Consider the following 24,593-nt stretch of genomic DNA (forward strand, 5'->3'; position numbering starts at 1 on the left):
GGGCCATCGCACATCGGCGCTTTTGCAGGGACCGTGGCCTCAGCACAATGCCAGGCCATGAACCAAGCCTTGCCACAGGCGGCTTCCGCCGCCAAGTTCGACACCTCCCGCGCGGCCGAGTACGAAACGCAAAGCCGCATCGCACTGGCCGGCTACGACGCCTGCCACGAACTGGCGGCCTGCCTGCTGGCCGCCAGCCTGGATGCCGGCCCGAAGTCCGTGCTGATTGGCGGCGCCGGTGGCACGGGCCAGGAAATCCTGGCCACGGCGCGGCTCAGGCCGCAGTGGAAATTCACGGCTGCCGACCCCTCGGCCCCCATGCTGGACCAGACCATGGACCGCATCGCCGCGGCGGGGCTCTCAGCCCAGGTGCAGGCAGCTCCCTGCGCCGTGCAGGACCTGCCGGCCGGCACGGTGTTCGACGCGGCCACGCTGATCGGCGTGCTGCACCACGTCCCTGACGACGCGGACAAGCTGCAGCTGCTGCAGGCCCTGTCGGCGCGACTGGCGCCGGGGGCGCCCTTCATCCTGGCCTGCAACCGCCACCGCTATGACAGCGAGCCGCTGTTCCTCGAAGCCTGGGCCATGCGCTGGCGCATGGCGGGCGTGGACGAGGCCGCTGTCCATGCGAAACTCGGCAAAATCCGGCAGGGCGCGGTTCCACCGGCCTCGGAAGAGGCGGTGGAGCAGCTGCTGGCCCAGGCCGGTTTCGTGCAGCCCAAGCGCTTTTTCTCCAGCCTGTTCTGGTGTGCCTGGATTGCCTTCAAGGCCTGACCACTGAACCCCTCAGCCACTGAAACACCAGAACGCCCGGCGTCGGTTGACCCGTCCCTTTCACTCTTTTCCCTTTGATTAGCCTTTCAGCATGAACTTCTCCGCACGCCTTCAGCAACTGCCCACCGTCACCCACCTCGCCGCGCTGCAGCTGGCCGATGCCCAGGGCCAGGTCGTGGCCACCATCGAGAACAAGCCCGGCCAGACCGGCTCGCTGGCCGTGTACCACGCGCTGGCCGCGCTGTACGGCGGCAGCATCACGCCGGCCGCCGCAGAGCTGGGCCTGGAGTGGTATGCCGAGCACACGCAGGACGCCATCGCCTTCCCCGGCAAGCATCCCAACATCGACCGCCTGCTGGCCTGGTCCAAGGGTGCCGAGAGCTACCAGGCCCGCCTGATCGCGGCCTGAGCGCAGCTTGAGCGCCGCCTGATTCAGCCTGGGTAAACACCGCGTCACAGAAGTTGCGCGCACTGGGGGCATCGGCTGACACGCCGGTGTCAACGCAGCGCGCACTTTGGCGTTCAAATGACATGTGCCTTGCCGCTTCGGCGCGCAAGGCGTTCCTGCCCAGGAGAACGCAATGCTGCAATCAGCCGTGCCCACAGCACGCACCACGGCCCGCTCAACTTCCCACGCTGGTGCCCTGCGCCTGAGCGTGCTGGGCCTGGCCGCCGCCCTGGCGCTGAGCGCCTGCAACGAATCCCAGGACAAGCCCCCGCAGGCCGCCAGCGCGCCGCTGCCGCCTGCCACCGAAAGCGCCCAGCCCGTCGCCACGCCCGTGGCCTATGTGCCGCCTTCGGCCGAGACGCTCTATCAGATGGTGGCGCCCATTGCGCTGTACCCCGACAAGCTCGTGGCCCAGGTGCTAGCCGCCTCCACCTATCCCGACCAGGTCGGCGCCGCCGAGGTGTGGATGGGGCAGAACCCCGGCCTCAAGCCCGAGGAACTGCAAAACGCCGTCAACAGCCAGGACTGGGACCCTTCGGTCAAGTCGCTGGCGCAGTTTCCCAATGTGCTGGCGCAGCTGTCATCCAACGTTCCCTGGACCACGGCCCTGGGCAAGGCCTACTACAACGATCCGGCCGATGTGATGAACGCCATCCAGGTGATGCGCCAGCGCGCCTACAAGGCCGGCACGCTCAAGGACTCCAGCCGGCTCAAGGTGGCCGTGGCCACGGCCGATGCCCCGCCCCCCGTGCCCCAGCCCGCACCGCAGGCCGTGGGCGAGCCGCTGTCGTCCATGCTGCCCGTGCCGGTGATCGACACGCCGCCGCAATTCATCGAGATCGCACCGGCCCAGCCTGACACCGTCTATGTGCCGCAGTACGACCCGGGCGTGGTCTATGGCGAGCCGGTGCCGATGTACGGCGGATACCGCCCCATCGTGGCGCCGCAACCCGTATACGTGGGCAGTTCGGCCGCGCCCGTGGTGGCGGGGCTGATCGGCTTCGGCGCAGGCGTGATCCTGGCCGAGTCCGTGGACCGCCGCCCCTGGGGCTGGAACTCATGGGGCATGCGCTGGGGCGAGCCCGGCTACCGCTGGCACCGCAACGAACCGCCACCACCGCCCTCGCGCCGCCCGGCCGTGATCTACAACAACAACACCTACGTCTCGCGCTCGACCACGGTGGTGCAAAACATCCACAACACGCACATCAACAACGTTGGCAACGTCACCCACATCGCGAACAACCCGCACTTCGAGCCGCGCCGCCCTGATTTCCCGCAGCAAGGTGGTGATCCTCGCTCGGGCGACCCACGCTCCGGTGACCCACGTTCAGGCGGCATGGCCGCTGCGGCCCTGGCCGGTGCCGCAGGCATGGCCGGCGCCGCCGCCGCAGCGCACTCCGGCATGCCCCAACGCCTGGGCCTGAGGCCGCCGCAGGGCGGCCCGCCCCCGTCCACCCAAGGCATGGTGCCGCCCGGCGGCGCCCAGGGCTTTGCCCGGCACGATGGCGCCGATCGCGGACGCCCGGGCCTCAGGCCCGATGACCGGCCCCAGGCCTCGCTGCAGCCCCGGATGAACCCGGTGCCGGCCTCGCAGCCGGGCCAGTTCGGCAAGTGGCCGCAGTCCCCTCAGTCTGCGCAATCGGCCCCCTCATCCCCACCGGGCGCCGCGCAGCGACCTGCGCCCGCACTGCCTGCGGCAGCCATGCAGGGTGACAGGGGCCGCGACTCCCGCGTGCCTTCCTGGTCTTCCGCAGCCACGCAGCAGGGCATGAGGCCACAGGACAGGCAGGACCGCGACCGCTCCATGGCCGATGCAGCGCGCCAGCGCCAGCAGCAACAGCAGCAAATGGAGACGCAGGCCGCCCGCCTTCGCGGCGAGGAACAGGCGCGCCAGCAACAGCAGCGCCAGGCCCAGATGCAGGCCCAGGCGCAGATGCGGGATCAGGCGCGTGACCAGGCCCAGGTTCAGGCGCAAGCCCAGGCCCGCCAACAGGCCGAGCGCGATCGCCAGGCCTTGCAGCAGCGCTCCCAGGACCAGGCGCGCCAGCAGCAAATGCAGCAGGCACGCGCACAGGAGCAGATGCAGGCCAGGATGCAGGCCCAACAACAGGCCCAGCAGCAGGCGCAAAGACAGGCCCAGATGCAGGAGCGGCAGGCGCAGCAGCAAAGACAGCAGCAGTTCGAGGCTGCCCAGCAGCAACGCATGCAGGCCCAGCAAGCACAGCAGGCCCAGGCACAGGCGCGTGCCCAGCAGCAGCAGGCCCGCGCACAGCAGGAGCAACGCCAGCAACAGCAGCGCATGGCCAACGCGGCCCGCCCACAGGAGCGGCGCGGCGGGCGCGACGAGCGCCGGGACCGTTGAGCGGCCCGCAAGCGCATTTGAATGCCATGGCGTCATGGCGTTGAGGCGTTGAGGCGTTGAGGCGTTGGCAAGCTGGCGCGCTGGCATGGCGGACAATGGGGCGCTCGACCACAGCCCCCCCCCCGCTTCCCTCATGCAGATACCGACGACGAATTCCCGCTCCCGCCGACTGTTTGTGCAATCCCTGTGCGCCTCGGGCGCCGGCCTGATGGTCCCGGCCTGGGCCGCTGCGGCCTCCGGGGAATCCCCTTGGCCGCATGACAGCCGCGTGCCCGGTGGCGTGGCCCGCCTGTCGCTGGGGCCAGCCGCCCAGCGCCCCCAGGTGCTGGCCGGCGACGTGCCCGTGCTGGTGGTGGGCGACATGATCGAATGGACGGCCGTGGTCGGCATTGCGCTGTCGGTGGCGCCCGGCACGCATGGCGTGACGGTGAAGGGCGAAGGCGCACCGCGCACCCTGCCCTACGAAGTGCGCGACAAGAAATACACCGAGCAGCGCCTGAAGGTCTCGCCCAAGACCGTGGACCTGTCACCCGAGGACGATGCCCGCTACCAGCGTGAGCGCGCCCACCAGCAGACCATCATGGCGCTGTTCACCGAGCCGCCTGCACGCCCTGGCGACCTGCGCATGCGCCAGCCCGTGCCGGGCCGCCGCAGCAGCAGCTTCGGCCTGCGCCGCGTGTTCAACGGCCAGCAGCGCAATCCGCACAGCGGCATGGACATCGCGGCAGCCACGGGCACCAACGTCGTCGCGCCGCTGCCGGGCAAGGTGGTGGATGTGGGCGACTATTTCTTCAACGGCGGCACCGTGTGGCTGGACCACGGCGGCGGCCTGCTGAGCATGTACTGCCATCTGAGCAGCGTGCAGTGCAAGCTGGGCGATCAGCTGGACACGGGAGATGCCTTCTGCAAGGTCGGCGCCACGGGCCGTGTCACCGGCCCGCACCTGCACTGGGGCGTGATGCTCAACCGCGCCATGGTGGACCCGGCCCTATTCCTGGCGGCGTGAACCGGGCCGGCGCCCGCCGGCGTCAGTGGTTGGCCGAGGGAATGGTGTTCTGCGGCGCCACGGGCGTGGGCACGGCGATGGACTCGCGGTCCTGCGCCAGGTAGCGCGACACCAGCTCGAAGAAGCTGTCGTAGAAACCGCTCTTGGCAATCGTCTCGCTGCCCACCTTGACCATGGAGTCGCTGCCCGAGGAGAACGGCAGCGACACCGACCCCAGCGCACCCACGCCCAGGCTGGCCGAGTTGGCGCTCTTCTTCAAGGTATAGCGGTCCTGCAGCGCCGTGACAAAGCCGATGCTGACCTGGCCATCGGCCGTCTCGGGCACGCAGACCACGCGGATGTTCATCTGCAGGTTCAGTTCAGGGTCGGGCTGGAAGCTCTTGCTGCCCTCTATGAGTTCGGCCGTGCGCGCCATGGCGATGTAGCCCTGGCTCAGCAGCGCGCGGCGCGCGGCCTCGCAGGTCTGGGCCGGCGAGGCATCGAACATGCGCGAGAAGGTCTCGGTGGAGCCGAAGCTCTCCTGCACGGGCACATGCTGGGGAATGGTCGAGCCGCAGCCCGCAAGCATTGCAATGATGGCCAAAGCTCCCGCGTAGCGCATGCCACGCACCCTGTTTGCTGCACTCCAACGTCGATACACGAACCTGCTCCTTGCTCCGGCGCCGCAGCCTGCGGATGGCATGGCGGCTGGCCGCCTATTCTCACCTGAGCGCAACGCATCGGCCGGCAACTTTGCAGCAATCCGTTTTTTCCGCCTGCATCAAATAGATGCAAAGGAATGTGAATAGCGCCCCGTTCTGACAGGCGCCGCCGCGCATCTGCGTTATGGTGCCCCGGTTCGGCCAGGGCCGGCGCGGCACATGCCGCGCCAGGGCTGCCACCAGCCCGCCGCGCCTGAGCCTGTCTCCGTACCCATCAACCAAGGAATTCAACATGAAGCCAAGCTGGACCTGGTGCCTGCCCGTGATCGTCACCATGGGGCTCGGCGCCTGCAGCCATATCGACAAGGGTGGCAATGCCGAAGAAGGCGCCAAGACCCAGGCGTCGGCCCCTGCCGGCCCACCCGGTGATGCCCAATCGCTGACCGCCTACCACTGGAATCTTCGCCAGGCCTTCACGCCCCAGGGCACCGAGGACCAGAGCTGGTTCCTGACCGCCGCCTCGCGCAAGCGGCCCCTGCAACTGGAATTCGCCGACCAGCGCCTGGCCGTCAAGAACCTGTGCAACGTGGTGACCACGGGCTACCGCACCGAAGGCAACCGCATCGCCACCCAACGCGCCGCCAGCACGCTGATGGCCTGCGATGACGACCAACTGATGGCGCTGGAGCAAAAGGTGGCCCGCATCCTGCCCACGGCCAAGCAATGGTCCGTGCAACTGGGCGAAGGCAAGCAGCCTGCGCGCCTGACGCTCACCTTCATCGATGGCACGCGCTGGCAGTTCGACGGCTCGCCCACGGCCCAGACCCAGTACGGCAGCGCCGGCGAGCGCATCTTCCTGGAAGTGGCACCCCAACGCACGGCCTGCAATCACCCGCTGATCAAGGACTTCCAGTGCCTGCGCGTGCGCGAGATCCGCTACGGCGACAACGGCGTGAAGACCTCCACCGGCGAGTGGGAGAACTTCTACAGCGAGATCGAGGGCTACAAGCACGAACCCGGCATCCGCAACGTGCTGCGCATCCAGCGCTACAAGCGCCAGAACGTGCCCGCCGACGCATCGGCCTACGCCTATGTGCTGGACATGGTGGTCGAGAGCGAGCGCGTGGGCCGCTGAGCGCGCCTGCCTCCCAACAGCCCTGAAGGCCTGCATCGCGCAGGCCTTTTTCTTTGCAGGCTCACAGCACCGGGCTCAGCATTGCCAGCAGGTTGTTCCAGATGCGACGGCCCCAGTGCCAGGCGTGGACCTGGGCGGCGGTGATGCGGTCGGACTGGCGGATGTAGTCGGCTTGGCGCTGACGGATGGCGCGGGTCACGGCCTCGTCCTGCAGCAGTACGTTGTTCTCGAAGTTCAGGTCGAAGCTGCGCAGGTCCAGGTTGGTGGAGCCCACGAGGGCCACCTGCCCGTCCACGCACAGGGTCTTGGCATGCAGCAGGCCGGGGCGGAATTCATGGAGGATGACGCCGGCCCGCAGCAGGTAGCGGTAGGTGCTGCGGCTGGCCGCGCCCACGATCCAGGAATCGTTGCGCGCCGGCAGGATGAGCGTGACCTGCACGCCGCGCCAGGCGGCGGCGCACAGGGCCTCCAGCACGGTGGCATCGGGGATGAAATAGGGCGTGGAGATCACCACTTCGCGCCGCGCACTGGCCAGCAGGGTGGACACCAGCTGCGAGGTGGAGCGCGGCCGCTCGGCCGGGCCTTCGGCAATGACGACGGCGGCAAAGCCTTCGGCGGGCGTGTCGGCCGGCCCCGCTTCGGGTTCGGCGGTCAGGGGCATGGACAGTCCATGGTCTGCGCTGCGCGCCTGCGCCCAGTCGCTGGCAAAGACCTGCTGCATCTGCGCCACCACCGGGCCTTGCAGGCGCAGCATGATATCGACCCAGGGCGCGTAGCGGGCCTTGACGGCGAAGGCCTCGTCCGCGCAGTTCTGGCTGCCGCAGTATGTGATGGCACCATCGATCACGGTGATCTTGCGGTGGTTGCGCAGGTCCAGCCGGCTGGTGAACATCACCCTGAACGGGTGGCTGGCCGGCAGGGCCACGGCCAGTTGCACGCCGGCCTGCGCCATTTGCTGCCAGAGGTCGGAGCGCAGCAGCGCGCGCGAGCCCAGCCCGTCCACCATGGCGCGGCAGACCACGCCACGCCGGGCCGCGCGCACCAGAGCCTGGGCCATGGCCGTTCCCGTGTCATCGGCCAGCCAGATGTAGTAGAGCACGTTGATCTCGTGCCGGGCGGCCTCCATGTCGGCCAGCATGCGGGCGCGGGCCTGGGCACCATCGGCCATGAGCTGCGCGGCATGGCCCGGCTGTACGGGAAAGCGGTTGATGGACGCCGCATAGCCAAAGGCCGCCTGCCATTGCGGAGCGATGCCCGCCACCGGCACGCCGCTGCCCGTGACCGGGGCGCCGGGCGCAAAGTCCTGCACCTTGCGGTACCGGGCCCGGCCTCGGCGGCGCAGCGTCACCTCGCCAAACAGGTAGTACAGCGCGCAGCTCGCATAGGGGAGCAGCACGATGACGGTGAGCCAGCCCATGCGCACGTCGGGCCGCACATCGTCGCGCAGCAGGATGCGCAAGCCAAAGCCTGCAATGAGCAGCAGATGCAATGCAAGAAACAGCCAGGTCATGCAGCCAGCATAGCCGGGGGACCTGCGGACGGGATTGGGCGGAAGGGATGTTTCACGGCGGCAAACCTGGATCTGCGCGCGGCCGGCCTCGCCTCAGGCAATGTACCGGAATTCCATGCACCCGCCGATCCTTGGATTCAACGATAGTGCACACCCACATTCCAGGAACTTTTCCGCTACATGACGAAAATGACCGCAGCGTGACGGTTATGCCCAGCGACTGTGGGCCTGCCTGTGGACAAGCTTCGGGACAACCCTGCATTGCCGCGCCAGCCATGGGTTTGCCGCAGGCGCTGAAAAAACAGGCAGATCGCGCAGATGCCGCAATGTTTCACGCGGCCGGGCTGCGCCGTGCAGGCGGGCGCCTCAACGGAAGCGGAAACGGCCTTCGACGAACATGGACGAGCGGTGCCCGCCCTCGCTGGCCGGGTCGGCAAACGACCAGAAGGCCTGCACCGTGCCCTGGGCCGTGTCGATGACCTGGCTGACGGTGAAGCCCGTTTTCTCGATCCAGTTGAGGAAGTGCAGGCTGTCGCTGACCTGCAGGTAGCTGAGCCGTTCGCAGCCATCGGATACATGGCCCAGGGAATCGACCACATGCCAGACCATCTGGCCTTGCGGCGTGTACCGCACATCAGCCTTGCTGTCGGGGAAGTCGATGACCGCCTCGCGCCCGATCAATGTGCCGGCGTATTGCATGGACAACATGGACATGGTGTGTTGCTCCTCTGATGCGGGGTTCTGGCCTGACCCGTGATGGCATATTCTCGCGCCGCGCCGCGGGTGTTTGTGGGAGCAGACCGCATGCCTTCGTCGGCAGCGTGGAGCGGGCACAACGGCCAGCAAGGCGCCGGCATTTCGCAGATACTGCGCGTGCTCCTCCACGGATATCCGATCTTGCCCTCCTCCCCGCTTCCCCCCTCATCGGCCGACAGCCCCGCTGCCGGCCTGCGCAGCAGCGCCTTCGTCCCCTTCGTCATGGCGCGCATGCTGTCCATGTTCGCCCAGCAGATGCAGGCGGTGGTCGTGGCCTGGCAGGTGTATGACCTGACACGCGACCCCATGTCCCTGGCCTACGTGGGACTGGCCCAGTTCCTGCCCATGCTGGCGCTGCTGATTCCGGCCGGCGACCTCAGCGACCGCATGAGCCGCAAGCGCCTGCTGTCGGGCAGCTGGACCGTGGCTGCCCTGTGCTCCCTGCTGCTGCTGTGGCTGTCCTGGCACGAGGGCGCGGCCGCGCACGATGTGCACTGGATCTATGCCGTGCTGGTGCTGTTCGGCTGCAGCCGCGCCTTCACGGGGCCGGCCCTGCAAAGCCTGCTGCCGCAGATCGTGCCGCGCGAGCAGCTGGCCCAGGCGCTGGCCACCAACAGCATGCTGATGCGCACGGCCGCCATTGCGGCGCCTGTGCTGGGCGGAGTGCTCTACGCCTGGGGCGGCGCCGTGCTGACCTATGCGGTCTGCGGCGTCTCCCTGGTGCTGGCCGTGCTGCTGCTGGGCACGGTGCCCGTGCGCTTTGCCGGGGCCATGGCGCCGGCGGGCGGCTCGCTGTGGCAGCGCTTTGGCGAAGGCATCCATTTCATCCGCACGCGCCCCATCATCCTGGGCACGATTTCGCTGGACCTGTTCGCCGTGCTGCTGGGCGGCGTGGTGGCCCTGCTGCCCGTGTATGCGCACGAGGTGCTCAAGGTCGGCCCCGAAGGCCTGGGCCTGCTGCGCTCGTCCATGACCGTGGGCGAGGTGGCCATGGGCCTGTGGCTGTCGGCCCGTCCCATCCAGCGCCATGTGGGCCGCGTGATGTTCGCCGCCGTGGCCATCTTCGGCGTGGCCAACCTGGTGTTTGCGCTGTCGCACTGGTTCTGGCTGTCCATGGCCGCCCTGATGCTGGCCGGCGCGGCCGACATGGTGAGTGTCTACATCCGCTCGGCCCTGGTGCAGTTTTCCACGCCCGACTCCATGCGCGGGCGCGTGAACGCGGTGAACATGCTGTTCATCGGCTCGTCCAACGAACTGGGCGAATTCCGCGCCGGCACCAGCGCCGCCTGGCTGGGCGCCGTGCCGGCTGCCGTGGTGGGCAGCCTGTGCACGCTGGGCGTGGTCGGCAGCTGGATGACCCTGTTCAAGCCGCTGCGTGATGTGGACCGGCTGGAAGACGCGGCCCGCGTGGGCCAGGGCTAAAGCAGCTCGGCCCGCAGCTGCTGCGCAGTTTTGGGCGACAGCAGGCCGGGCGCCACGTCAAACACGGTCTTGCAGCCCGTCTGCCCCGACTGCTGCAGCCTGTGCACGGCGCGCGCATAGGCCACAAGCACGCTGGCCGTGAATTCCGGATTGCTGTCCAGCTGCAGGCGGTATTCGATGGAGTGGTGCAGCCCCTGCGAGCTGCGGCCGCTGCGGATGACGAATCCGCCATGCGGCATGGCCGCATGGTCACGGGCAAGTTCCTCGGCGCTGATGAAATGCACCGTGGTGTCGTATTCGTCAAAGTAATGCGGCATGCCGACGATGGCCTGGCGCACGCCATCAGCATCGGCCCCCTGCTCCAGCACCACAAAGCACTCGCGCCGGTGCCGCTCGCGCGCAGACAGTTCGGGCCGCACGCCGCTGCGCACGCGCTGCACGGCCTCGTCCACGGGAATGGTGTACTGCACGCCCCCGGCCACACCGGGAATGCGGCGGATGGCGTCCGAGTGCCCCTGGCTCAGGCCCTTGCCCCAGAAGGTGTAGGTGGCGCCATCGGGCAGCAGGGCCTCGCCCATGAGGCGTTGCAGGGAGAACATGCCCGGGTCCCAGCCCGCCGAGATCAGCGCCGTGGTGCCGGCTGCGCGGGCGGCGGCATCCACCCGGTCGAAATGCTCGGGAATGCGCGCATGGGTGTCGAAGCTGTCCACCAGGCTGAAATGCGCGGCCAGCGCGGGCGTCTGCTGCGGCAGGTCGTCCTTGGAGCCGCCGCACAGCACCAGCACGTCGATGCCGGTGCGATGGGCCAGCAGGCTGTCCATGCCATGCACGGGCGTGCCGGGCTGCAGCGGACGCAGCCGGGCCGGATCACGGCGGGTGTAGATGCCGGCCAGCACCATGTCGGGGTTGCGGGCAATGGCCGCCTCCACGCCACGGCCCAGGTTGCCGTGGCCGACGATGGCGATGCGGATGGGAGCGGTGCTGCGATGGTCCATGCGGTGTGGTGCGTTGCGTTTGAGAGGGGTTCAGAAACTCCGGTTCACGCGGCGGCGCGGAACCAGGCGCGATCTTGCATCGCCCTGAAGCCGCCAGTCGTGCAATGGCAGGCAGCACTGCGTTGCCCTGCACGGGGGTAGTGCACGGGGCCTGCATGGCGGTGGGCGGACAGCGCCTACACTCACGCCCTCATGTTCCAGCCTTCATCCATCCCCTCCCTGGCCCAGCCGCCAGAGCCCGACGACGCGCCGCTGCACATCCTCTGGCGCGACGAGCATCTGGTGGCGGTCTACAAGCCCGCAGGCTGGCTGGTGCATCGCACGGGACTGGACGCGCACGAGACGCGCTTTGTGCTGCAGACCCTGCGCGACCAATTGGGCTGCCATGTGTACCCCGCGCACCGGCTGGACAAGGGCACCTGCGGCGTGCTGGTCATGGCCTTGCATGCCCAGGCCGCCCAGCGGCTGGGCCAGGCCTTTGCCGGGCAGGAAATGCGCAAGCAATACCTGGCGCTGGTGCGGGGCTGGCTACCGGATGCGGTGGAGGTGGACCACGCGCTCAGGCCCGACGATGCGCCCGAGGACGCGCCAGCCCAGCCCGCACAGACTTCGCTGCGCTGCCTGGCGCGCCTGGAATGGCCCGAGGCCTTTGACCCGCGCCACGCGGCCACACGGATTTCACTGGTCGAGGCCCTGCCCGCCACGGGCCGGCGCCACCAGATACGCCGCCATCTCAAGCATGTGGCCCATCCCATCATTGGCGACGCCACGCATGGCAAGGGGCCGCTGAACCGCTGGTGGGCCGAGCGGCTGGGCCTGCAGCGGCTGTGGCTGCACGCCCATGCGCTGGAGCTGGCGCACCCGATGACGGGCGAGACGCTGCGCTTCGAGGCCGACTGGCGGCAACTGGGCCATGTGGCCGATGTGCAGCACTGGCGCGCGCTGTGCGCCCTTCCCGGCTGGCAGGCCTGTGCGGGCCTGCCGGCGACGGCACAGCCGGATCAGACAGCTTCGGCAGGCGCGCCCGTTTCAGGCTGCTCCATCAGCGGCGCTGCCACGTAGGCGTAGTCGGCCGAGGCATCGGCCTTGAGCACGCCAGACAGCAGCTCCACCAGGCGTTCGTTGCCCATCTTGAAGCCGCAGGCCTGGGCATGGCCACCGCCGCCAAAGCTCTCGGCCAGCGGAATGCAGTTGAACTCCGAGCGCGAACGCAGGCCGATCTTCACGCCCTTGGTGCTGGCATGCCACATCAGCGCGAAGCTGCCGCTCTGGCGCGCCAGCAGGTCGCCGACCTGGCTGTGGAACATGCCGGGGCAGTTGACCATCAGCCCTTGCATGCCGTTGAAGACCAGGGGCTGGGCCGCCTCGGAAATGTCGGCGCACAGCTTCTGGAATTTTTCGTCCATGGCGCCGCCGCGCGCCATGAAGGCGGCTTCCTGCTCGGGCGTGAAGGCCGCGATCTCGGCCCAGCGCTCGAAGCTGCGCGGCTCCATGTCCAGCGCCGCGAGAAAGCCCGCGCTCTCGGCGAATTCCCACTTCCAGATGTCGCGGTCCTCGATGAAGCGGATCAGGCCGGGCACGGGCTTGTCGGCCTGGAAGAACTCCCAGGCCAGGCGCGCGCCGGACTTGTTCATGTCGAAGTGCACGACGCCGCAGCGGCACTGGTAGCCGCTCAGCTTTTCGGCAGCGCTCTTGTGGTGGTCCAGCACCACGAGCTTGGAAACGCGCGACTCGATCTCGGCCATGAGCTCGGGCTCGAAGGCGAAGTCCAGCACGTAGACGGCGCGGCCGGCCAGCTCGCCCAGGTCGTCGGCCTTCTGGATCTCGCCATGGTCCAGGCCCCGGAATTCGGCCTGCCCGCCGTAGTACAGCCAGGCCGCCAGTGCCGCGCCGTAGCCGTCCGGGCAGCGGCGGCCATGGTAGAGGATCAGGGGCTGGGGATCGTCATGCTCGGGGCGCACGAACAATTGCAGGGGCAGGATGGTGTTTTTCATGATGGGGTCGATTGTCGGTCCTGGCGCCATTCCCCTGCACTTGCTCCAGCGCCCGGGCATCCTGGGCAGCCGGGCATTGCGCGGGCTGCTCGCAAGGAACGTAGCGCAAAGCCTGGGCAGGACAAGGCCTATCGCCCCGGCAGGCGCCGCAGGCAAACCCCAGGACCTATCATGTCCGCCTTGTCATTGAATTGCTGCGACCGCCTGCGGACCCGCTGGGCGTGCAGGCCGCCGCGGCCCCTGTATGCGATCCACACCCGACATCACCCCCCACCTCGGCTCCCTGCTGAAGTTCCGCCACGACCTGCATGCCAACCCCGAGTTGCGCTACGAGGAGCACCGCACCGGCGACAAGGTGGCGGCCTACCTGATGGCGCTGGGTCTGCAGGTGCACCGCGGGCTGGGCAGGACCGGCGTGGTGGCAAGCATCCACGGCCGGGGGCGCAGCGCCGCCAACCCGGGCCGCAGCATCGGCATACGGGCCGACATGGATGCGCTGCCGGTGACGGAGCTCAACGCCTTCGGCCACGCCAGCCAGAACCCGGGCTGCATGCATGCCTGCGGCCATGACGGCCACACGACCATGCTGCTGGGCGCGGCCACGCTGCTGGCGCAGCAGCCGGATTTCGATGGATCGGTGCACCTGATCTTCCAGCCTGCCGAGGAAGGCGGCGCAGGCGCCAAGGCCATGATGGAAGACGGCCTGTTCGACCGCTTCCCCTGCGAGGCCGTGTTCGCGCTGCACAACTGGCCTGCCCTGCCTGCCGGCGAGATGGCGGTGCGCGTGGGGCCCATCATGGCCTCCACGCTGCGCTTCGAGATCCGCGTGCACGGCAAGGGCGGGCACGCTGCCATGCCCCACACCACGCTGGACCCTATTCCCGTGGCCTGCGCCATCGTCGGCCAGCTGCAGAGCCTGGTGTCGCGCAGCACCGATCCGCTGGACAGCGCCGTGCTCACCGTGGGCAAGATCACCAGCGGCACGGTGGAGAACATCATTCCCGACGAGGCCAGCATCTTCGGCACGGTGCGCGCGCTCAGGACCGAGACGCAGCAGATGTTCATCGAAGGCATGCAGCGCATCAGCGAGCATGTGGCAGCGGCCCATCTGTGCCGCGCCGAGTTCATTCTCAAGCCCGGCTATCCCAACACCACCAACCACGCGCACGAGGCCCGCTTCATGGCCGAGGTGATGCGCGAAGCGGTGGGCGAGGACCGCACCCACGCCGACATCCTGCCGGCCATGACGGCCGAGGACTTCGGCTTCATGCTGGAGGCCGTGCCCGGCGCCTATGGCTGGATAGGCAACGGCCCCGCCACGGGCGAGCCCGGCGTGGGCCTGCACAACCCCGGCTACGACTTCAACGACGACAACCTGGGGCGCGGAGCACGTTTCTGGGACCTGCTGGCGCGCCGCTGGCTGGAACAGTCCAGGACCTGAACGCCGTCACATGCAGGCTCTTGGGCCTGCCCTCACACGCGGGCTCTTGCGCTGGCCCTCACACGCAGGCCCTCACGCCGGCTTTCACACGCCGGCAGGCGCCCCCAGTTGCAGATCCACCCACTCGACCGCCGGCAGCGGCCGGCCGTAGTGGTAGCCCTGGAACAGCACGTCCTGGTTCCAGGCCCGCAGCGTGCCGGCCTGCTCTTCGGTCTCCACTCCTTCGGCCACCACGCGCAGGCGCAGGCGTCTGGCCAGCAGCAGGATGGCCTCGACCATGGCGGCATTGCCCGGCGAGGTATGGCAGTCCTGCACAAAGGACTTGTCGATCTTGAGTTCACGGAACGGCAGCCGCTGCAGATAGGCCAGCGATGAATAGCCGGTGCCGAAGTCGTCCAGCCCCATCTCCACGCCCAGCAGCTGCAGCTCGGCCATGCGCTCGCGCGCCTCGTCCACATCGCGCATGACCACGCTTTCGGTGACCTCCAGCGTGAGGCGGCGCGGGTCGGCCCCGGTTGCGGCCAGGGTGCGCTTGAGCTTGTCCACCACGTCGGGCTGGCGGAACTGCCGCCAGCTGACGTTGACCGACAGCCGCCAGCCCTGCTGCACGAACTCGGGCCGCACCAGCATGCGGCAGGCCTGCTCCAGCATCCAGTCGCCCAGTTGCACGATCAGGTCAGATTCCTCGGCCACGGGAATGAAATCACCGGGCTCGACCATGCCCAGGCGCGGATGGTTCCAGCGCACCAGCACCTCGGCGCCCACACAGCGCCCCATGTGGTCCACCTGGGACTGCAGATAGGGCTGCAGCTCGCCGGCAGGAATGGCGCGGCGCAAGTCCTTTTCGATGCGAAAGCGCTTGCCCACGGCCTCGGCCATGTCGGGCTGGAAGATGACGACCTGGCCCAGCCCGGCCTGCTTGGCCTGGTGCAGGGCCACGCCCGCGCGGCGCAGCACATCGTGGCCACCGCTGTCGGTGCGCGAGGCGGCAAAGCTGGCCGCGCCAATGCTGCAGCTGGCCTGCACTTCCTCGCCGGTTTCCTCCAGCCACAGCGGCCGCTCCAGAGCGTCCTGCAGCACCTGTGCCAGGGCGCGCATGTGCTGGTCGACCTCGGCCGCCTCCTGGCCGGCCTTCTCCAGCAGCACGGCGAATTCGTCGGCACCCATGCGGGCCAGCAGCACGCCGTCGGGCAGGGCATCGGCCAGGCGCAGCGCCAGCGCGCCCAGCAGCGCATCGCCACGCACCGTGCCGCGCACATCGTTGAAGGCCGTGAAGCGGTCCATGTCCAGCAGCAGCAGGCCGTGGCGCGGCTCGCCGCCCTTGCCGCCCTCGCGGAATTCGCGCGCCAGCGCGCGCAGGCGCTGGGTCAGCGACAGGCGGTTGGGCAGGCCGGTGAGCGCGTCGAAATGCGCCAGCGCATGGATCTGGCGTTCTGCGCGCATGCGCTCGGACAGGTCCTGCTTGAGCTCCACATAGTTGACGATGCTGCCGTCCGAGGCGCGTATGGGCGCCACCAGCACGGCCTCGGGCAGGTCCTCGCCCTGGCGCGTGCGGTTGGTCATCTGGCCGCGCCACAGCGCGCCCCGGCCCAGCTGGTGCAAGGCCTCTTCCCAGGCCGGCGCGTCCAGGCCCATGGTGGAGTAGCGGTGCGTGGGCTGGCCCAGGACCTCGTTGCGCGCAAAGCCGGTTCGCTGCAGAAAGGCCTCGTTCACGTAGACGATGTTCTGGTGCACGTCGGTGATGACGATGCTCTCGGGGTTCTGCTCCACGGCGCGGTAGAACTTGCGCAGATCGTCCTGGTGCTGCTCCAGCGAGCCCAGCGTGTCCTGCAGTTCCTGGGCACGGCGGATCAGGCTGCGCCTTGCCATCAGCGTGACCGTGCCCGTCAGCCCCAGCATGCCCACGAAGTACAGCATGGAGAACACGGGCGAGGTCTCGCGCTGGCCTATCCAGTCAACCCCCTCGCGGCCCGCCACCCAGAACACGGCCATGGCCAGCACGGACAGTACCAGCATGGCCAGCGTGGTGCGCACGCCCAGCACCCAGGCGCACATGACGAGCAAGGCCGGAAAGGCCAGCACCGAGCTGCTTTGCACGCCGCCCGTGGCAGCCACCACGGTCACGGCTGCCACCCAGGTGCCCCAGACCAGAAGATTGGAGGCCAGCTTCCAGTGCCGGCGCCAGCCCAGCAGCACGGCGCCGAAGCTCACGCCGGCGGCAACCAGGTTCAGCCGCACGCTGGGCCAGGGAACGGGGTCCTGCGTCAGAAGCGCCATGGCCAGGAGCACGGTGAGGCTGGTGATCCATAGGCTGCCGACCAGAACGACCCGGCGCAGGGACAAATGGATTTCCGCCTCGACTCGATGACGCCGCATGAAAAAGCCCCAACAGAGAAAGAACACTCAACATGCTAGCGGTCGGCGCCGCCTGCGGCTGTGGTGGTTGTGCCACCGCCCCGGTCGGACGCCCTCTTGCACCAAACGGGGTATGCCGGCGCCGGCCGGCGGTGCCTCAGGGCGCGCTTTTGCGCTCGCGCGGGGGGCGCTTGCGCGCCTTGCTGGCGTCCTTGCGGGCCTGGCGCTCGGCATCGCGTTGCTGGCCCACGGCCAGCCACTGCGCGTATTCGTTGGGCGTCTCCAGCGTGATGCGGCCCAGGATCGCTCCGCGAAAATCCGTGAGCACCAGCTCGGCAGCTTTTTGCAGATTGACACGTCCGCCGCTCATCATGGCGCCGCGCCGCCGGCCGATGGCGTCCAGCAGCTCGTCGTCATGCAGGGCGGCAATGCGTTCGTTGTCCAGGCCCAGCTTGTAGCGCGCCTCCAGCAGGTCCGCGTAGTTCTTCTGCAGATAGCCCAGCAGCTCCAGCGCCACCAGTTCCTCGTCATAGGCGTTGCGGCCCACGGCGCCGCTGGCGGCCAGGTTGTAGCCGCTTTGCTCGACGATGATGCGCGGCCACAGCATGCCGGGCGTGTCCCAGAGGTAGAAGTCGTCGGCCAGCACGATGCGCTGCTCCAGCTTGGTGATGCCGGCCTCGTCCCCCGTCTTGGCCTGCCGCTTGCCGCTCATGGAGTTGATCAGCGTGGACTTGCCCACGTTGGGAATGCCGCAGATCAGCACGCGCATGGGCTTGGCCATGCCGCCACGGTTGGGGGCCAGCAGCTTGCAGGCCTCGATCAGCCGGCGCGTGGGTGCGGGCTCGGAAGCGTCCAGCGCAATGGCGCGCGTGTCGCTCTGGGCGTTGTACCAGTCCAGCCACAGCGGCGTGCGCGCGGCATCGGCCAGGTCCTGCTTGTTGAGCACCTGAAGGCGCGGCTTGTGGCCCGTCAGCTCCTGCAGCAGCGGGTTGCTGCTCGACCCCGGCAGGCGCGCATCCAGCACTTCGATGACCACATCGATTTCCTTGACGCGCTCGGTGATCACCTTGCGCGTGAGATTCATGTGACCGGGGAACCACTGTATGGCCATGGGATTACTTTCTGGGAAACGGGGGAACTGGCAGGGGCGCAAGGATAATTCATGGCTTGCGCAGACAGGATGGAACGGCGCGCTGCGCCCCAGCGCAAACCGCAGGCTTCATTCTTTCTTGCGCAAGCCGCAATTGTCCCCCGCTTTTACGCCCCGCCTCACTGCCTATGTCCTTGCCCGATACCCCCTCTTCCCGCTCCGCCTCGCGCAAGGCCGACATCGAACTGTTGATCAAGGGAGTGACCTGCGCCGTGATCGGCCTGGTGATTCTGCTGGCGCCGCAGTTCATGGCACCCGGGGGCATCGTGCAGATGATGGCCCAGTCGTACCTGGTCGGCTGGTTCGCCCTGCTGCTGGGCACGGCCTTCATCGTGCTGTTTGTGGTGCGCCGCAGCAAGGCGCGGCGCTGAGCATGGTGCAGGGCCCGCTGGAGCAGGCGCTGTCCCAGATCGGGCTTTGGCAGCAGCGCGCCCAGGCTGCAGGCATTGCACTGCGCCCGGCGCCGCCCCAGCCCACCAGTTGCTGCGGCCGCGGCTGCAACGGCTGCGTCTGGGAAGGCTTCTACGACGCCGTGCTGTTCTGGTGCGAGGATGCAGGCCAGGCCCTGAGCGGCGGACCTGGCTGAGGCACGGTCAGCGCAGGTTCTCGGGCGACATGTAGCGCAGGCGCCATTCCTCGAAGGACAGCGTGTCTGCGGCCTCGATGTCGCGCTGGTCCTGCACGGACTGCGCCGACCATTGCTCGAAGCGCTGCTGCTGCGCCTGGCTCCAGGGCAGGGCCAGCAGCGAATCGCGGGCCTGCTCGGAACGGGCCAGCGTGAAGCGCGAGAAGCTGTTGCCGTACTCGCCCGTCAGCTCGCCCAGCACATGGGCCGACGGCGTGCGCTCGGGATGCTCCAGGCGCTCCAGTGCCTGGGCCAGCGCGGCACTGTAATCCTGCGTGCCGTGCGTGCTGTCCAGCGCCTGGGCATAGGGGCGGCACTGGTCCAGCACTTCATGGGCCCAGTCGCGCAGCGGCACCTCGCGGCCCGCGCGCACCAGCTGCAGGCCGGGCTCGCGGCCACGCTCGGCGGTCAGGTGCTGGTTGTGCTTGAGTTCGGCGATCTCGGCCGGCGTATCGGGCGGGCTGTCGGCATTCAGGCAGTGCAGCAGGAACACGTCCAGCATGCGCATGGTGGGGGCGGCAATGCCCACATCCTCGAAGGGATCGAGGTCCATCAGGCGCACTTCCACATACTCCACGCCGCGCTCGCGCAGGGCATGCAGCGGACGCTCGCCACGGCTGACGGTGCGCTTGGGGCGGATGGTGCCGTAGAACTCGTTCTCGATCTGCAGCAGACCCGTGCCCAGCTGGTTGTAGTCGCCGCCCGGATTGCGCACGCCCAGCATCTCGTAGGCCGGGTAGGGATGGGTCAGCGCCTCATGCAGCGAATTCGCATAGCCTTCCAGGCCGTTGTAGCTGACGTTGATGCTCGCCTGCGCATCGCTCTGGTAGCCCAGGCGGCCCATGCGCAGCGAGGTGGCATGGGGCAGGTACAGCGCCTGGCCCGTATTGCCCAGCGGCTTCAGGCCATGCTCGCGCCCCTCGACGAAACAGGGACACAGCGCGGGCGATGCGCCGTACAGGTACAGCAGCACGAAGGCATGGCGCCGGAAATTGCGGATCAGCGAGAAATACTGGTCGCTGGTCACGCCGGGCAGCGACCAGTTGTAGTGGATGCCCGAAATCGTCTGCATGCGCCGGCCATAGCGATGGCCCAGGCCCATGCGGTACACGCTCTTGGAACGGCCCGAATGCGAGGAGCCATAGCGCGCCAGCGGAATCGTCTCGTCCGTGGGCAGCTGGCAGGGCATGCTGGACGACCACAGCATCTCGCCGCCCGCATCGCGCAGGCTGCGCAGCACGAACTGGTGGATCTGCACCAGCTCGTCCAGGCATTCCTGCACGCCCAGGCGCGCGCCCGTGATCAGCTCGATCTGCGATTCGCTGTAGTCGGTGGTGATGTGCGGATGCGTGAGCGCCGAGCCCAGTGCCAGGGGATGCGGCGTCAGCGCCAGGCTGCCGGAAGGCAGCACGCGCAGGCCCTCCTTTTCTATGCCACGGCGTATGCCCTTGAGCCGCTGGGGATCGGGAACCGCCATGGATGCCTGCGATGTTTTCATTCTTGTTTACCGATTCGTTGATGGGCACCGGCCCACACGGAAACCACCAGGATTCCCGGCGGACCCGACCCGGACGCCGAATGATAGAGAAACGGCAGGAAACGCGATGGCGCCTGTCCGCTTAACCACGCGTTTTGGCCTGTTGCCCCGCATGGCACCGCCGCGAGCGAAAGGAATATGTCAGAGTTTCGCCCTCCCGGCCGGCCCTGCCTTGACGCCGGGCAAGGGCAGGCCGGCCAGCGGTGAAATCACTTGCCGGCCCTCGCTTCATCAACGGGCCGCGGCCATGGCCTTGCCCACTTCCAGCGTGCCCTGCGCGGCGCCGCTGGCGGGCACCTGTTCGCCGCTGCGATCCAGCACCTGGGCCAGTTGCGCAGCCAGTTGCTCCGGCACCTGATCGCCCTGGCCCAGATACACGCCTTCGGTCAGCGTGATGAAGGCCGCCTCGAAGCCGCCCGCGCCTGCGCACAGCGTGGTACGTGTGGGCGCACTTTCGTGGGCCAGCACCAGCATGGCGGGCACCACGGCCTCGGGCTTGAGGGCGGCCAGCACGGCCTCGGGCATCAGGCCTTCGGTCATGCGGGTGGCCGCCGTGGGCGCCAGCGCATTCACATGGATGCCGTGCTTGGCGCCTTCGATCGCCAGCGTCTGCATGAGGCCGACCTGGGCCAGCTTGGCCGCGCCGTAGTTGGCCTGGCCGAAGTTGCCGTACAGGCCCGTGGACGAGGTGGTCATCACGATGCGCCCGTAGTTCTGCGCCTGCATGTGCGGCCACACGGCCTTGCAGCAATGCGCGGCGCCCATCAGGTGCACTTCCACCACCAGGCGGAAATCATCCATGTCCATCTTGGCGAAGCTCTTGTCGCGCAGGATGCCGGCGTTGTTGACCAGGATGTCCACGCGGCCCCAGGCATCGACGGCCTGCTGCACCATGGCCTGCACGGCCGCGAAATCGGTGACCGATGCGCCGTTGGCCAGCGCCTGGCCGCCCGCCGCGCGGATCTCGTCCACCACGGCCTGGGCCGCCGTGGCCGAGCCGCCGCTGCCATCCACCGCGCCGCCCAGATCATTGACCAGCACCTTGGCGCCGCGCGCCGCCAGCGCCAGCGCATGCAGACGCCCCAGGCCGCCGCCGGCCCCCGTCACGATGGCCACGCGGCCCTCAAACTCAATCGCCATGGAGATGCTCCCTTTGTTGCATTGGATGCCGGCTCCGCCCGCCGGATGGCAAGGCGCCGGTCACCCAGCAATGTAGACGGACGCCGCCTTCATTCCGGTTGCCCAAGCGACTGCGGCAGGGCCGCCAGCCTTGTCCCCACCATTGCGTGACAAGCCTGTGGACAACCATGTGCTGGCCCGGGACTGGTGACCCAAGCGGTTGTTTTGAATGGATTTTTTTCTTTTGCCTATTTTTTAATCAAATCCACAAGTCGTCTGCCCGACTTATCCCGTCTCACCCTGAACAATCTTGTGAACAACTTTCACAGCGGGCGGGATAAGCCACACAAGTCATTGATTCAAAAGGAAAACATGCAATCCGCTTAAAAAACAGGCAGAAGACCCCGGATTTTCGGGCCGCGTCCCGCTTATCCACCGCGCAACCCGCATGTACGCATTTACCCCCATTCGGACTGGACAAGCATGTGGACAAGCCGCCAAAAATGCCAAATTCGCAACATAAGTCATTGATTTGACAAGCAAGCCGGCCAATTGCTCAAAAAACAGGCAGTCAGCAGGCTCTGGAGCCCGTTCAACAGCCTCAATCAGGCGTTTCACGAGCCCAGGTCAGCCTTGCAAAGACAACAATGACCCACGCAAACCGAGACGAAGCCCCTCCCAGTAAATTTCAGCCATGGCTTGAATCGCTTAAAAATAAGACCATATCCATCGATTGGCAAAGTAAATTCAAGTAGATCCCATCAATTTTTCGACACTATGCACTATTGATATTTAAAAACTCTCCAGATACTTATTCCATCACAAACAGTTAAGTTCTTTAGAAAATTATTGTAGTTGCACGCCCAGTCACTGAAGCGATTGCTTCAAATGAAAGTCCTAGCGGAATCAATGAATCCGAAGCAAAGTCAGGGAAAAGTGCAGTTCATGTCAGATTCCGCATATGAGGGCATGAATGGCGCTATCAAGCCGACAATATCATGATAGATTTGATGCTTTTAGCCATCCATGCACTGCAATACTCAATTATTCAAATAAAATCACTTGATATTCATTTGATTTTTAAGTGAGCGCGATGTAATTTGCGCATCGTAAACCATACCCGATATGGCTGGCTTATCTTTGAACGACAATATGGTTAAGACAGGAGCAGGGAATGCCACATAAAATGTTTGCCCCCCGTAAGTTTGAGCAGTTCCTGTGGCTCCATATTTATTTGCATACATATTTATTGACGTGGTTGCGGGGGCTGCGTATACCGCTCCACCTCCCTCATCCGCAGAGCCAATTATCACAAAATACTTAAAATCATTCTCTAGCGTCAAATCTGCCGCACGAAGCAACGCCAAATCCGACGCCTGAGTTTTACTTGTATAACCATTAGCTTCAACGGTAATTTTGAAACTATTTTCACTTAATTGGACATCCTTATACCCACCACCACCCAAATAGCTATATGGCTGATATGGCGTAGCACACCCAGACAAAAGACATACAAAAACAATAGCACTTAGTTTTTTCATATAAATCAAATTAACGTTACGCAAATTTTGCAACAAAATTTATCCAAGCCAGTTTATAGCACAAAAGCGATGCCCATCCAACCCCGCCTGAGGCCATTACATCTGCACCTTCAAACTTCAAACCGGACCAATGGGGCGACAAGCGAAAGATTGCCAACGCCAGATGCATAGATGCAGAGCCCCACCCTGCATTGACCAGAAGCGATTGCATAAGCAATGCCACAAATCGCAGCATCCACGCATCTCCTGAATCAGCGCTCCATTTCTAAAATCTCCTAAGTGATGAAAGAAACTGCTTAGCTGAACGCCAAGCAAAAGAAGTCAGTGGTGACATGGGACCTATTCGCAGATATGCCAAAATGAAGAAAGCAATACTGAAACCCAACATGGCAAGCAAGGCGTAGCGCAGGCCTTGAGAGCCTCCACACAGTTTACGAAGCACATTGCCGGACGGAATCGCAATGCCTATGAGATTGTCAAAATAGCACATCAGGTCGCAAATGACGGCTTTTCGCGCAAGAACACGATGAACAAGAAGATAATGACCAAACCGTACGCTGATGCAGCTGCAGACACAAGCATAAGACTGCCAGCCTTGCATCCCCTCATTTAGGTACAACAGCCCAGAACACACGCCGCAGAACTGCACGCGATGACTAGCACGACACCCACATCGAAGTGCAGCTGCTGCGAGAAAACAGGCAGGCGCCCAAGCACAAGATGACCGACAAGGTGGCACTGTTGCGAGCCACAGGGGTTTTTCGGCGATGTCCATTTAACCGATCAGCAGACTCCGCATGAAGTCCTAAACACCCCAGCAGAGCATCACCAGGCATCCGCCCGGGACACCACTGTCCATTTCGATGCCTTCGCGCATCAAATCTGGCTGCATAGCCAGGACTTTTATCCGTCCAGCACGATCTCATCCCTGGAATAGAAAATCCACTTGCAAAACTTCGTCGCATGAAGAAATCCCGCATGCTTCAGGAGCTCCAGGTGCCGGCGTACCGTCGGCTGGATCATCTGCAGCATCTCTGCAACCACAGTCACACACCGATGGCCTCTGTCTCTCCCATTGCTTGATGGGCGAAATCCGCTCCTGGCTCCTTGATATGTTGAAGGATGAGAAGGCGCAGCTCGCCTGCAAGGACCTGGGATTGATCAATGCGGATCGGGTCACAACTCGTCGCATCACCATATATCCAATTGCCCATTCGTCACCAAGCCAACTAATACTCAGCCCTAGTCGAGCCCACTCCCCCATAGGCCTCATCTCGCGCATGCGCTGCAAGCGCCCCGCAGACGCCACCGGCAACCAGGGGAAAGACATAGACGCTGAGGGATTTGGGAAACGGCGTGCCGGAGGTCGCTGCAAAGCATGCCGCCAGCGCAGCGACACCGCTCACCGCACCCAGCACGGCGCCGAACTCCCTGGTGCTCAGTACCTGGAGCAGGCCCCTGAGAGGCCAGCCGACCACATAGATCACGCCCGCCAAAGCGGCAGGAACAGCTCCTATGCCATAGCCAAACAGGACGAGTAGCCAGTTCACCGAAAGGGACGGCACACCGTCCGCGCCCACAAGCACCACGGTCAGCACGCCCACACCGGGACCGACCAGCAGGAAAACAACCACAGGCAGGAGGTAGGGCTTGATATGCATGGCGCCAAGCCTAGCGCACCGCCGACCGCTGACCGCTGTCCGGGAGACCCACCCCAACCCAGCCCCCTGGCGCCAGACATGGCCCGAGACAGGGTACAAACACCCTTCGCCCCACCGA

Annotated in this window: 22 protein-coding genes; 10 read left to right on the forward strand and 12 right to left on the reverse strand. The window is 66.2% G+C overall.

Annotation, left to right across the window (positions count from 1 at the left end; genetic code table 11):
• Window positions 1–57 precede the first annotated feature (57 nt).
• The 4 genes from AC57B5_RS10285 (at window position 58) to AC57B5_RS10300 (ending at window position 4,593) form a co-directional block, all read left to right on the forward strand.
• On the forward strand, window positions 58–774 hold the full coding sequence (locus AC57B5_RS10285; protein WP_496399460.1) for a class I SAM-dependent methyltransferase: 717 nt from the start codon (window positions 58–60) through the stop codon (window positions 772–774).
• Between the two features lie 91 nt (window positions 775–865).
• Entirely contained in the window at window positions 866–1,183 is a 318-nt protein-coding gene (locus AC57B5_RS10290; RefSeq protein ID WP_013803391.1) for a DUF2322 family protein, read from the forward strand.
• Window positions 1,184–1,355: 172 nt separating this feature from the next.
• Entirely contained in the window at window positions 1,356–3,587 is a 2,232-nt protein-coding gene (locus AC57B5_RS10295) for a DUF3300 domain-containing protein (RefSeq protein ID WP_496399461.1), read from the forward strand.
• Between the two features lie 133 nt (window positions 3,588–3,720).
• Window positions 3,721–4,593, forward strand: a complete 873-nt coding sequence (locus AC57B5_RS10300) for a peptidoglycan DD-metalloendopeptidase family protein (protein WP_496399462.1) — start codon at window positions 3,721–3,723, stop codon at window positions 4,591–4,593.
• A 22-nt stretch (window positions 4,594–4,615) separates the two neighbouring features.
• On the opposite strand, the gene AC57B5_RS10305 is transcribed toward AC57B5_RS10300, so the two are convergent.
• On the reverse strand, window positions 4,616–5,194 hold the full coding sequence (locus tag AC57B5_RS10305) for a DUF2242 domain-containing protein (protein WP_013803394.1): 579 nt from the start codon (window positions 5,192–5,194) through the stop codon (window positions 4,616–4,618).
• Window positions 5,195–5,526: 332 nt separating this feature from the next.
• Here AC57B5_RS10305 and AC57B5_RS10310 point away from each other — a divergent pair, with 332 nt between their 5' ends.
• The gene (locus tag AC57B5_RS10310) at window positions 5,527–6,369 is read left to right on the forward strand and encodes an META and DUF4377 domain-containing protein (protein WP_013803395.1); all 843 of its coding nucleotides are present in this window, start codon (window positions 5,527–5,529) and stop codon (window positions 6,367–6,369) included.
• Between the two features lie 61 nt (window positions 6,370–6,430).
• Here AC57B5_RS10310 and cls read toward each other — a convergent pair whose 3' ends face one another.
• Together cls and AC57B5_RS10320 are read right to left on the reverse strand one after the other, a co-directional pair.
• Window positions 6,431–7,879, reverse strand: coding sequence for a cardiolipin synthase (gene cls, locus AC57B5_RS10315; RefSeq protein WP_496399463.1), 1,449 nt, complete (start codon window positions 7,877–7,879; stop codon window positions 6,431–6,433).
• A 366-nt stretch (window positions 7,880–8,245) separates the two neighbouring features.
• Entirely contained in the window at window positions 8,246–8,593 is a 348-nt protein-coding gene (locus AC57B5_RS10320; RefSeq protein WP_012204400.1) for a MoaF-related domain-containing protein, read from the reverse strand.
• 90 nt (window positions 8,594–8,683) lie between these two features.
• On the opposite strand from AC57B5_RS10320, the gene AC57B5_RS10325 reads away from it, so the two are divergent.
• The gene (locus AC57B5_RS10325) at window positions 8,684–10,057 is read left to right on the forward strand and encodes an MFS transporter (protein ID WP_013803397.1); all 1,374 of its coding nucleotides are present in this window, start codon (window positions 8,684–8,686) and stop codon (window positions 10,055–10,057) included.
• Here AC57B5_RS10325 and AC57B5_RS10330 read toward each other — a convergent pair.
• A complete protein-coding gene (locus AC57B5_RS10330) occupies window positions 10,054–11,052 on the reverse strand; it encodes a diaminopimelate dehydrogenase (protein ID WP_496399464.1) in 999 nt (332 codons plus the stop codon). The genes AC57B5_RS10325 and AC57B5_RS10330 overlap by 4 nt on opposite strands.
• Before the next feature lie 192 nt (window positions 11,053–11,244).
• Between AC57B5_RS10330 and AC57B5_RS10335 the strand changes: the two genes are divergently transcribed.
• Complete coding sequence (locus AC57B5_RS10335; RefSeq protein WP_496399465.1) at window positions 11,245–12,114, forward strand: pseudouridine synthase; 870 nt, start codon at window positions 11,245–11,247, stop codon at window positions 12,112–12,114.
• On the opposite strand, the gene AC57B5_RS10340 is transcribed toward AC57B5_RS10335, so the two are convergent.
• On the reverse strand, window positions 12,054–13,046 hold the full coding sequence (locus AC57B5_RS10340) for a DHH family phosphoesterase (RefSeq protein WP_043823772.1): 993 nt from the start codon (window positions 13,044–13,046) through the stop codon (window positions 12,054–12,056). The genes AC57B5_RS10335 and AC57B5_RS10340 overlap by 61 nt on opposite strands.
• Before the next feature lie 244 nt (window positions 13,047–13,290).
• Here AC57B5_RS10340 and AC57B5_RS10345 point away from each other — a divergent pair, with 244 nt between their 5' ends.
• Window positions 13,291–14,487 carry a M20 aminoacylase family protein gene (locus tag AC57B5_RS10345; RefSeq protein WP_034391543.1) on the forward strand — a complete coding sequence of 399 codons (1,197 nt, stop codon included), beginning with the start codon at window positions 13,291–13,293 and terminating at the stop codon, window positions 14,485–14,487.
• Between the two features lie 84 nt (window positions 14,488–14,571).
• Here AC57B5_RS10345 and AC57B5_RS10350 read toward each other — a convergent pair whose 3' ends face one another.
• On the reverse strand, window positions 14,572–16,863 hold the full coding sequence (locus AC57B5_RS10350) for a putative bifunctional diguanylate cyclase/phosphodiesterase (protein WP_269197050.1): 2,292 nt from the start codon (window positions 16,861–16,863) through the stop codon (window positions 14,572–14,574).
• Between the two features lie 136 nt (window positions 16,864–16,999).
• On the reverse strand, window positions 17,000–17,953 hold the full coding sequence (ylqF, locus tag AC57B5_RS10355; RefSeq protein WP_496399466.1) for a ribosome biogenesis GTPase YlqF: 954 nt from the start codon (window positions 17,951–17,953) through the stop codon (window positions 17,000–17,002).
• A gap of 167 nt (window positions 17,954–18,120) precedes the next feature.
• On the opposite strand from ylqF, the gene AC57B5_RS10360 reads away from it, so the two are divergent.
• Both AC57B5_RS10360 and AC57B5_RS10365 read left to right on the forward strand, forming a co-directional pair.
• Complete coding sequence (locus tag AC57B5_RS10360) at window positions 18,121–18,363, forward strand: hypothetical protein (protein WP_043823769.1); 243 nt, start codon at window positions 18,121–18,123, stop codon at window positions 18,361–18,363.
• A 2-nt stretch (window positions 18,364–18,365) separates the two neighbouring features.
• On the forward strand, window positions 18,366–18,578 hold the full coding sequence (locus AC57B5_RS10365) for an oxidoreductase-like domain-containing protein (RefSeq protein ID WP_012204391.1): 213 nt from the start codon (window positions 18,366–18,368) through the stop codon (window positions 18,576–18,578).
• Window positions 18,579–18,585: 7 nt separating this feature from the next.
• Here the strand turns inward: AC57B5_RS10365 and gshA are convergent, their stop codons facing one another.
• The 5 genes from gshA to AC57B5_RS10390 form a co-directional block, all read right to left on the reverse strand.
• Entirely contained in the window at window positions 18,586–20,115 is a 1,530-nt protein-coding gene (gshA, locus tag AC57B5_RS10370) for a glutamate--cysteine ligase (RefSeq protein WP_034391539.1), read from the reverse strand.
• Between the two features lie 270 nt (window positions 20,116–20,385).
• Complete coding sequence (locus tag AC57B5_RS10375) at window positions 20,386–21,294, reverse strand: SDR family NAD(P)-dependent oxidoreductase (RefSeq protein ID WP_013803405.1); 909 nt, start codon at window positions 21,292–21,294, stop codon at window positions 20,386–20,388.
• 1,037 nt (window positions 21,295–22,331) lie between these two features.
• A complete protein-coding gene (locus tag AC57B5_RS10380; RefSeq protein ID WP_486703752.1) occupies window positions 22,332–22,847 on the reverse strand; it encodes a CC0125/CC1285 family lipoprotein in 516 nt (171 codons plus the stop codon).
• A gap of 870 nt (window positions 22,848–23,717) precedes the next feature.
• A complete protein-coding gene (locus AC57B5_RS10385; RefSeq protein WP_496399467.1) occupies window positions 23,718–23,864 on the reverse strand; it encodes a hypothetical protein in 147 nt (48 codons plus the stop codon).
• A gap of 179 nt (window positions 23,865–24,043) precedes the next feature.
• Window positions 24,044–24,475 (reverse strand): hypothetical protein, encoded by a 432-nt coding sequence (locus AC57B5_RS10390; protein WP_496399468.1) that lies wholly within the window; start codon window positions 24,473–24,475, stop codon window positions 24,044–24,046.
• Window positions 24,476–24,593: the final 118 nt, after the last annotated feature.

Source organism: Delftia sp. BGA-UO-ETr-SB1 (assembly GCF_059567865.1).

What these genes read in the sequence shown, in the direction of transcription:
- AC57B5_RS10340 (WP_043823772.1), bottom strand. Translation starts at nt 13,046, where the DNA reads ATGAAAAACACCATCCTGCCCCTGCAATTGTTCGTGCGCCCCGAGCAT.
- AC57B5_RS10325 (WP_013803397.1), top strand. Translation starts at nt 8,684, where the DNA reads ATGCCTTCGTCGGCAGCGTGGAGCGGGCACAACGGCCAGCAAGGCGCC.
- AC57B5_RS10365 (WP_012204391.1), top strand. Translation starts at nt 18,366, where the DNA reads ATGGTGCAGGGCCCGCTGGAGCAGGCGCTGTCCCAGATCGGGCTTTGG.
- ylqF (WP_496399466.1), bottom strand. Translation starts at nt 17,953, where the DNA reads ATGGCCATACAGTGGTTCCCCGGTCACATGAATCTCACGCGCAAGGTG.
- AC57B5_RS10375 (WP_013803405.1), bottom strand. Translation starts at nt 21,294, where the DNA reads ATGGCGATTGAGTTTGAGGGCCGCGTGGCCATCGTGACGGGGGCCGGC.
- gshA (WP_034391539.1), bottom strand. Translation starts at nt 20,115, where the DNA reads ATGAAAACATCGCAGGCATCCATGGCGGTTCCCGATCCCCAGCGGCTC.
- AC57B5_RS10320 (WP_012204400.1), bottom strand. Translation starts at nt 8,593, where the DNA reads ATGTCCATGTTGTCCATGCAATACGCCGGCACATTGATCGGGCGCGAG.
- AC57B5_RS10290 (WP_013803391.1), top strand. Translation starts at nt 866, where the DNA reads ATGAACTTCTCCGCACGCCTTCAGCAACTGCCCACCGTCACCCACCTC.
- AC57B5_RS10300 (WP_496399462.1), top strand. Translation starts at nt 3,721, where the DNA reads ATGCAGATACCGACGACGAATTCCCGCTCCCGCCGACTGTTTGTGCAA.
- AC57B5_RS10335 (WP_496399465.1), top strand. Translation starts at nt 11,245, where the DNA reads ATGTTCCAGCCTTCATCCATCCCCTCCCTGGCCCAGCCGCCAGAGCCC.
- AC57B5_RS10305 (WP_013803394.1), bottom strand. Translation starts at nt 5,194, where the DNA reads ATGCGCTACGCGGGAGCTTTGGCCATCATTGCAATGCTTGCGGGCTGC.
- AC57B5_RS10295 (WP_496399461.1), top strand. Translation starts at nt 1,356, where the DNA reads ATGCTGCAATCAGCCGTGCCCACAGCACGCACCACGGCCCGCTCAACT.
- AC57B5_RS10360 (WP_043823769.1), top strand. Translation starts at nt 18,121, where the DNA reads ATGTCCTTGCCCGATACCCCCTCTTCCCGCTCCGCCTCGCGCAAGGCC.
- AC57B5_RS10330 (WP_496399464.1), bottom strand. Translation starts at nt 11,052, where the DNA reads ATGGACCATCGCAGCACCGCTCCCATCCGCATCGCCATCGTCGGCCAC.
- AC57B5_RS10345 (WP_034391543.1), top strand. Translation starts at nt 13,291, where the DNA reads ATGCGATCCACACCCGACATCACCCCCCACCTCGGCTCCCTGCTGAAG.
- AC57B5_RS10285 (WP_496399460.1), top strand. Translation starts at nt 58, where the DNA reads ATGAACCAAGCCTTGCCACAGGCGGCTTCCGCCGCCAAGTTCGACACC.
- cls (WP_496399463.1), bottom strand. Translation starts at nt 7,879, where the DNA reads ATGACCTGGCTGTTTCTTGCATTGCATCTGCTGCTCATTGCAGGCTTT.
- AC57B5_RS10390 (WP_496399468.1), bottom strand. Translation starts at nt 24,475, where the DNA reads ATGCATATCAAGCCCTACCTCCTGCCTGTGGTTGTTTTCCTGCTGGTC.
- AC57B5_RS10310 (WP_013803395.1), top strand. Translation starts at nt 5,527, where the DNA reads ATGAAGCCAAGCTGGACCTGGTGCCTGCCCGTGATCGTCACCATGGGG.
- AC57B5_RS10350 (WP_269197050.1), bottom strand. Translation starts at nt 16,863, where the DNA reads ATGCGGCGTCATCGAGTCGAGGCGGAAATCCATTTGTCCCTGCGCCGG.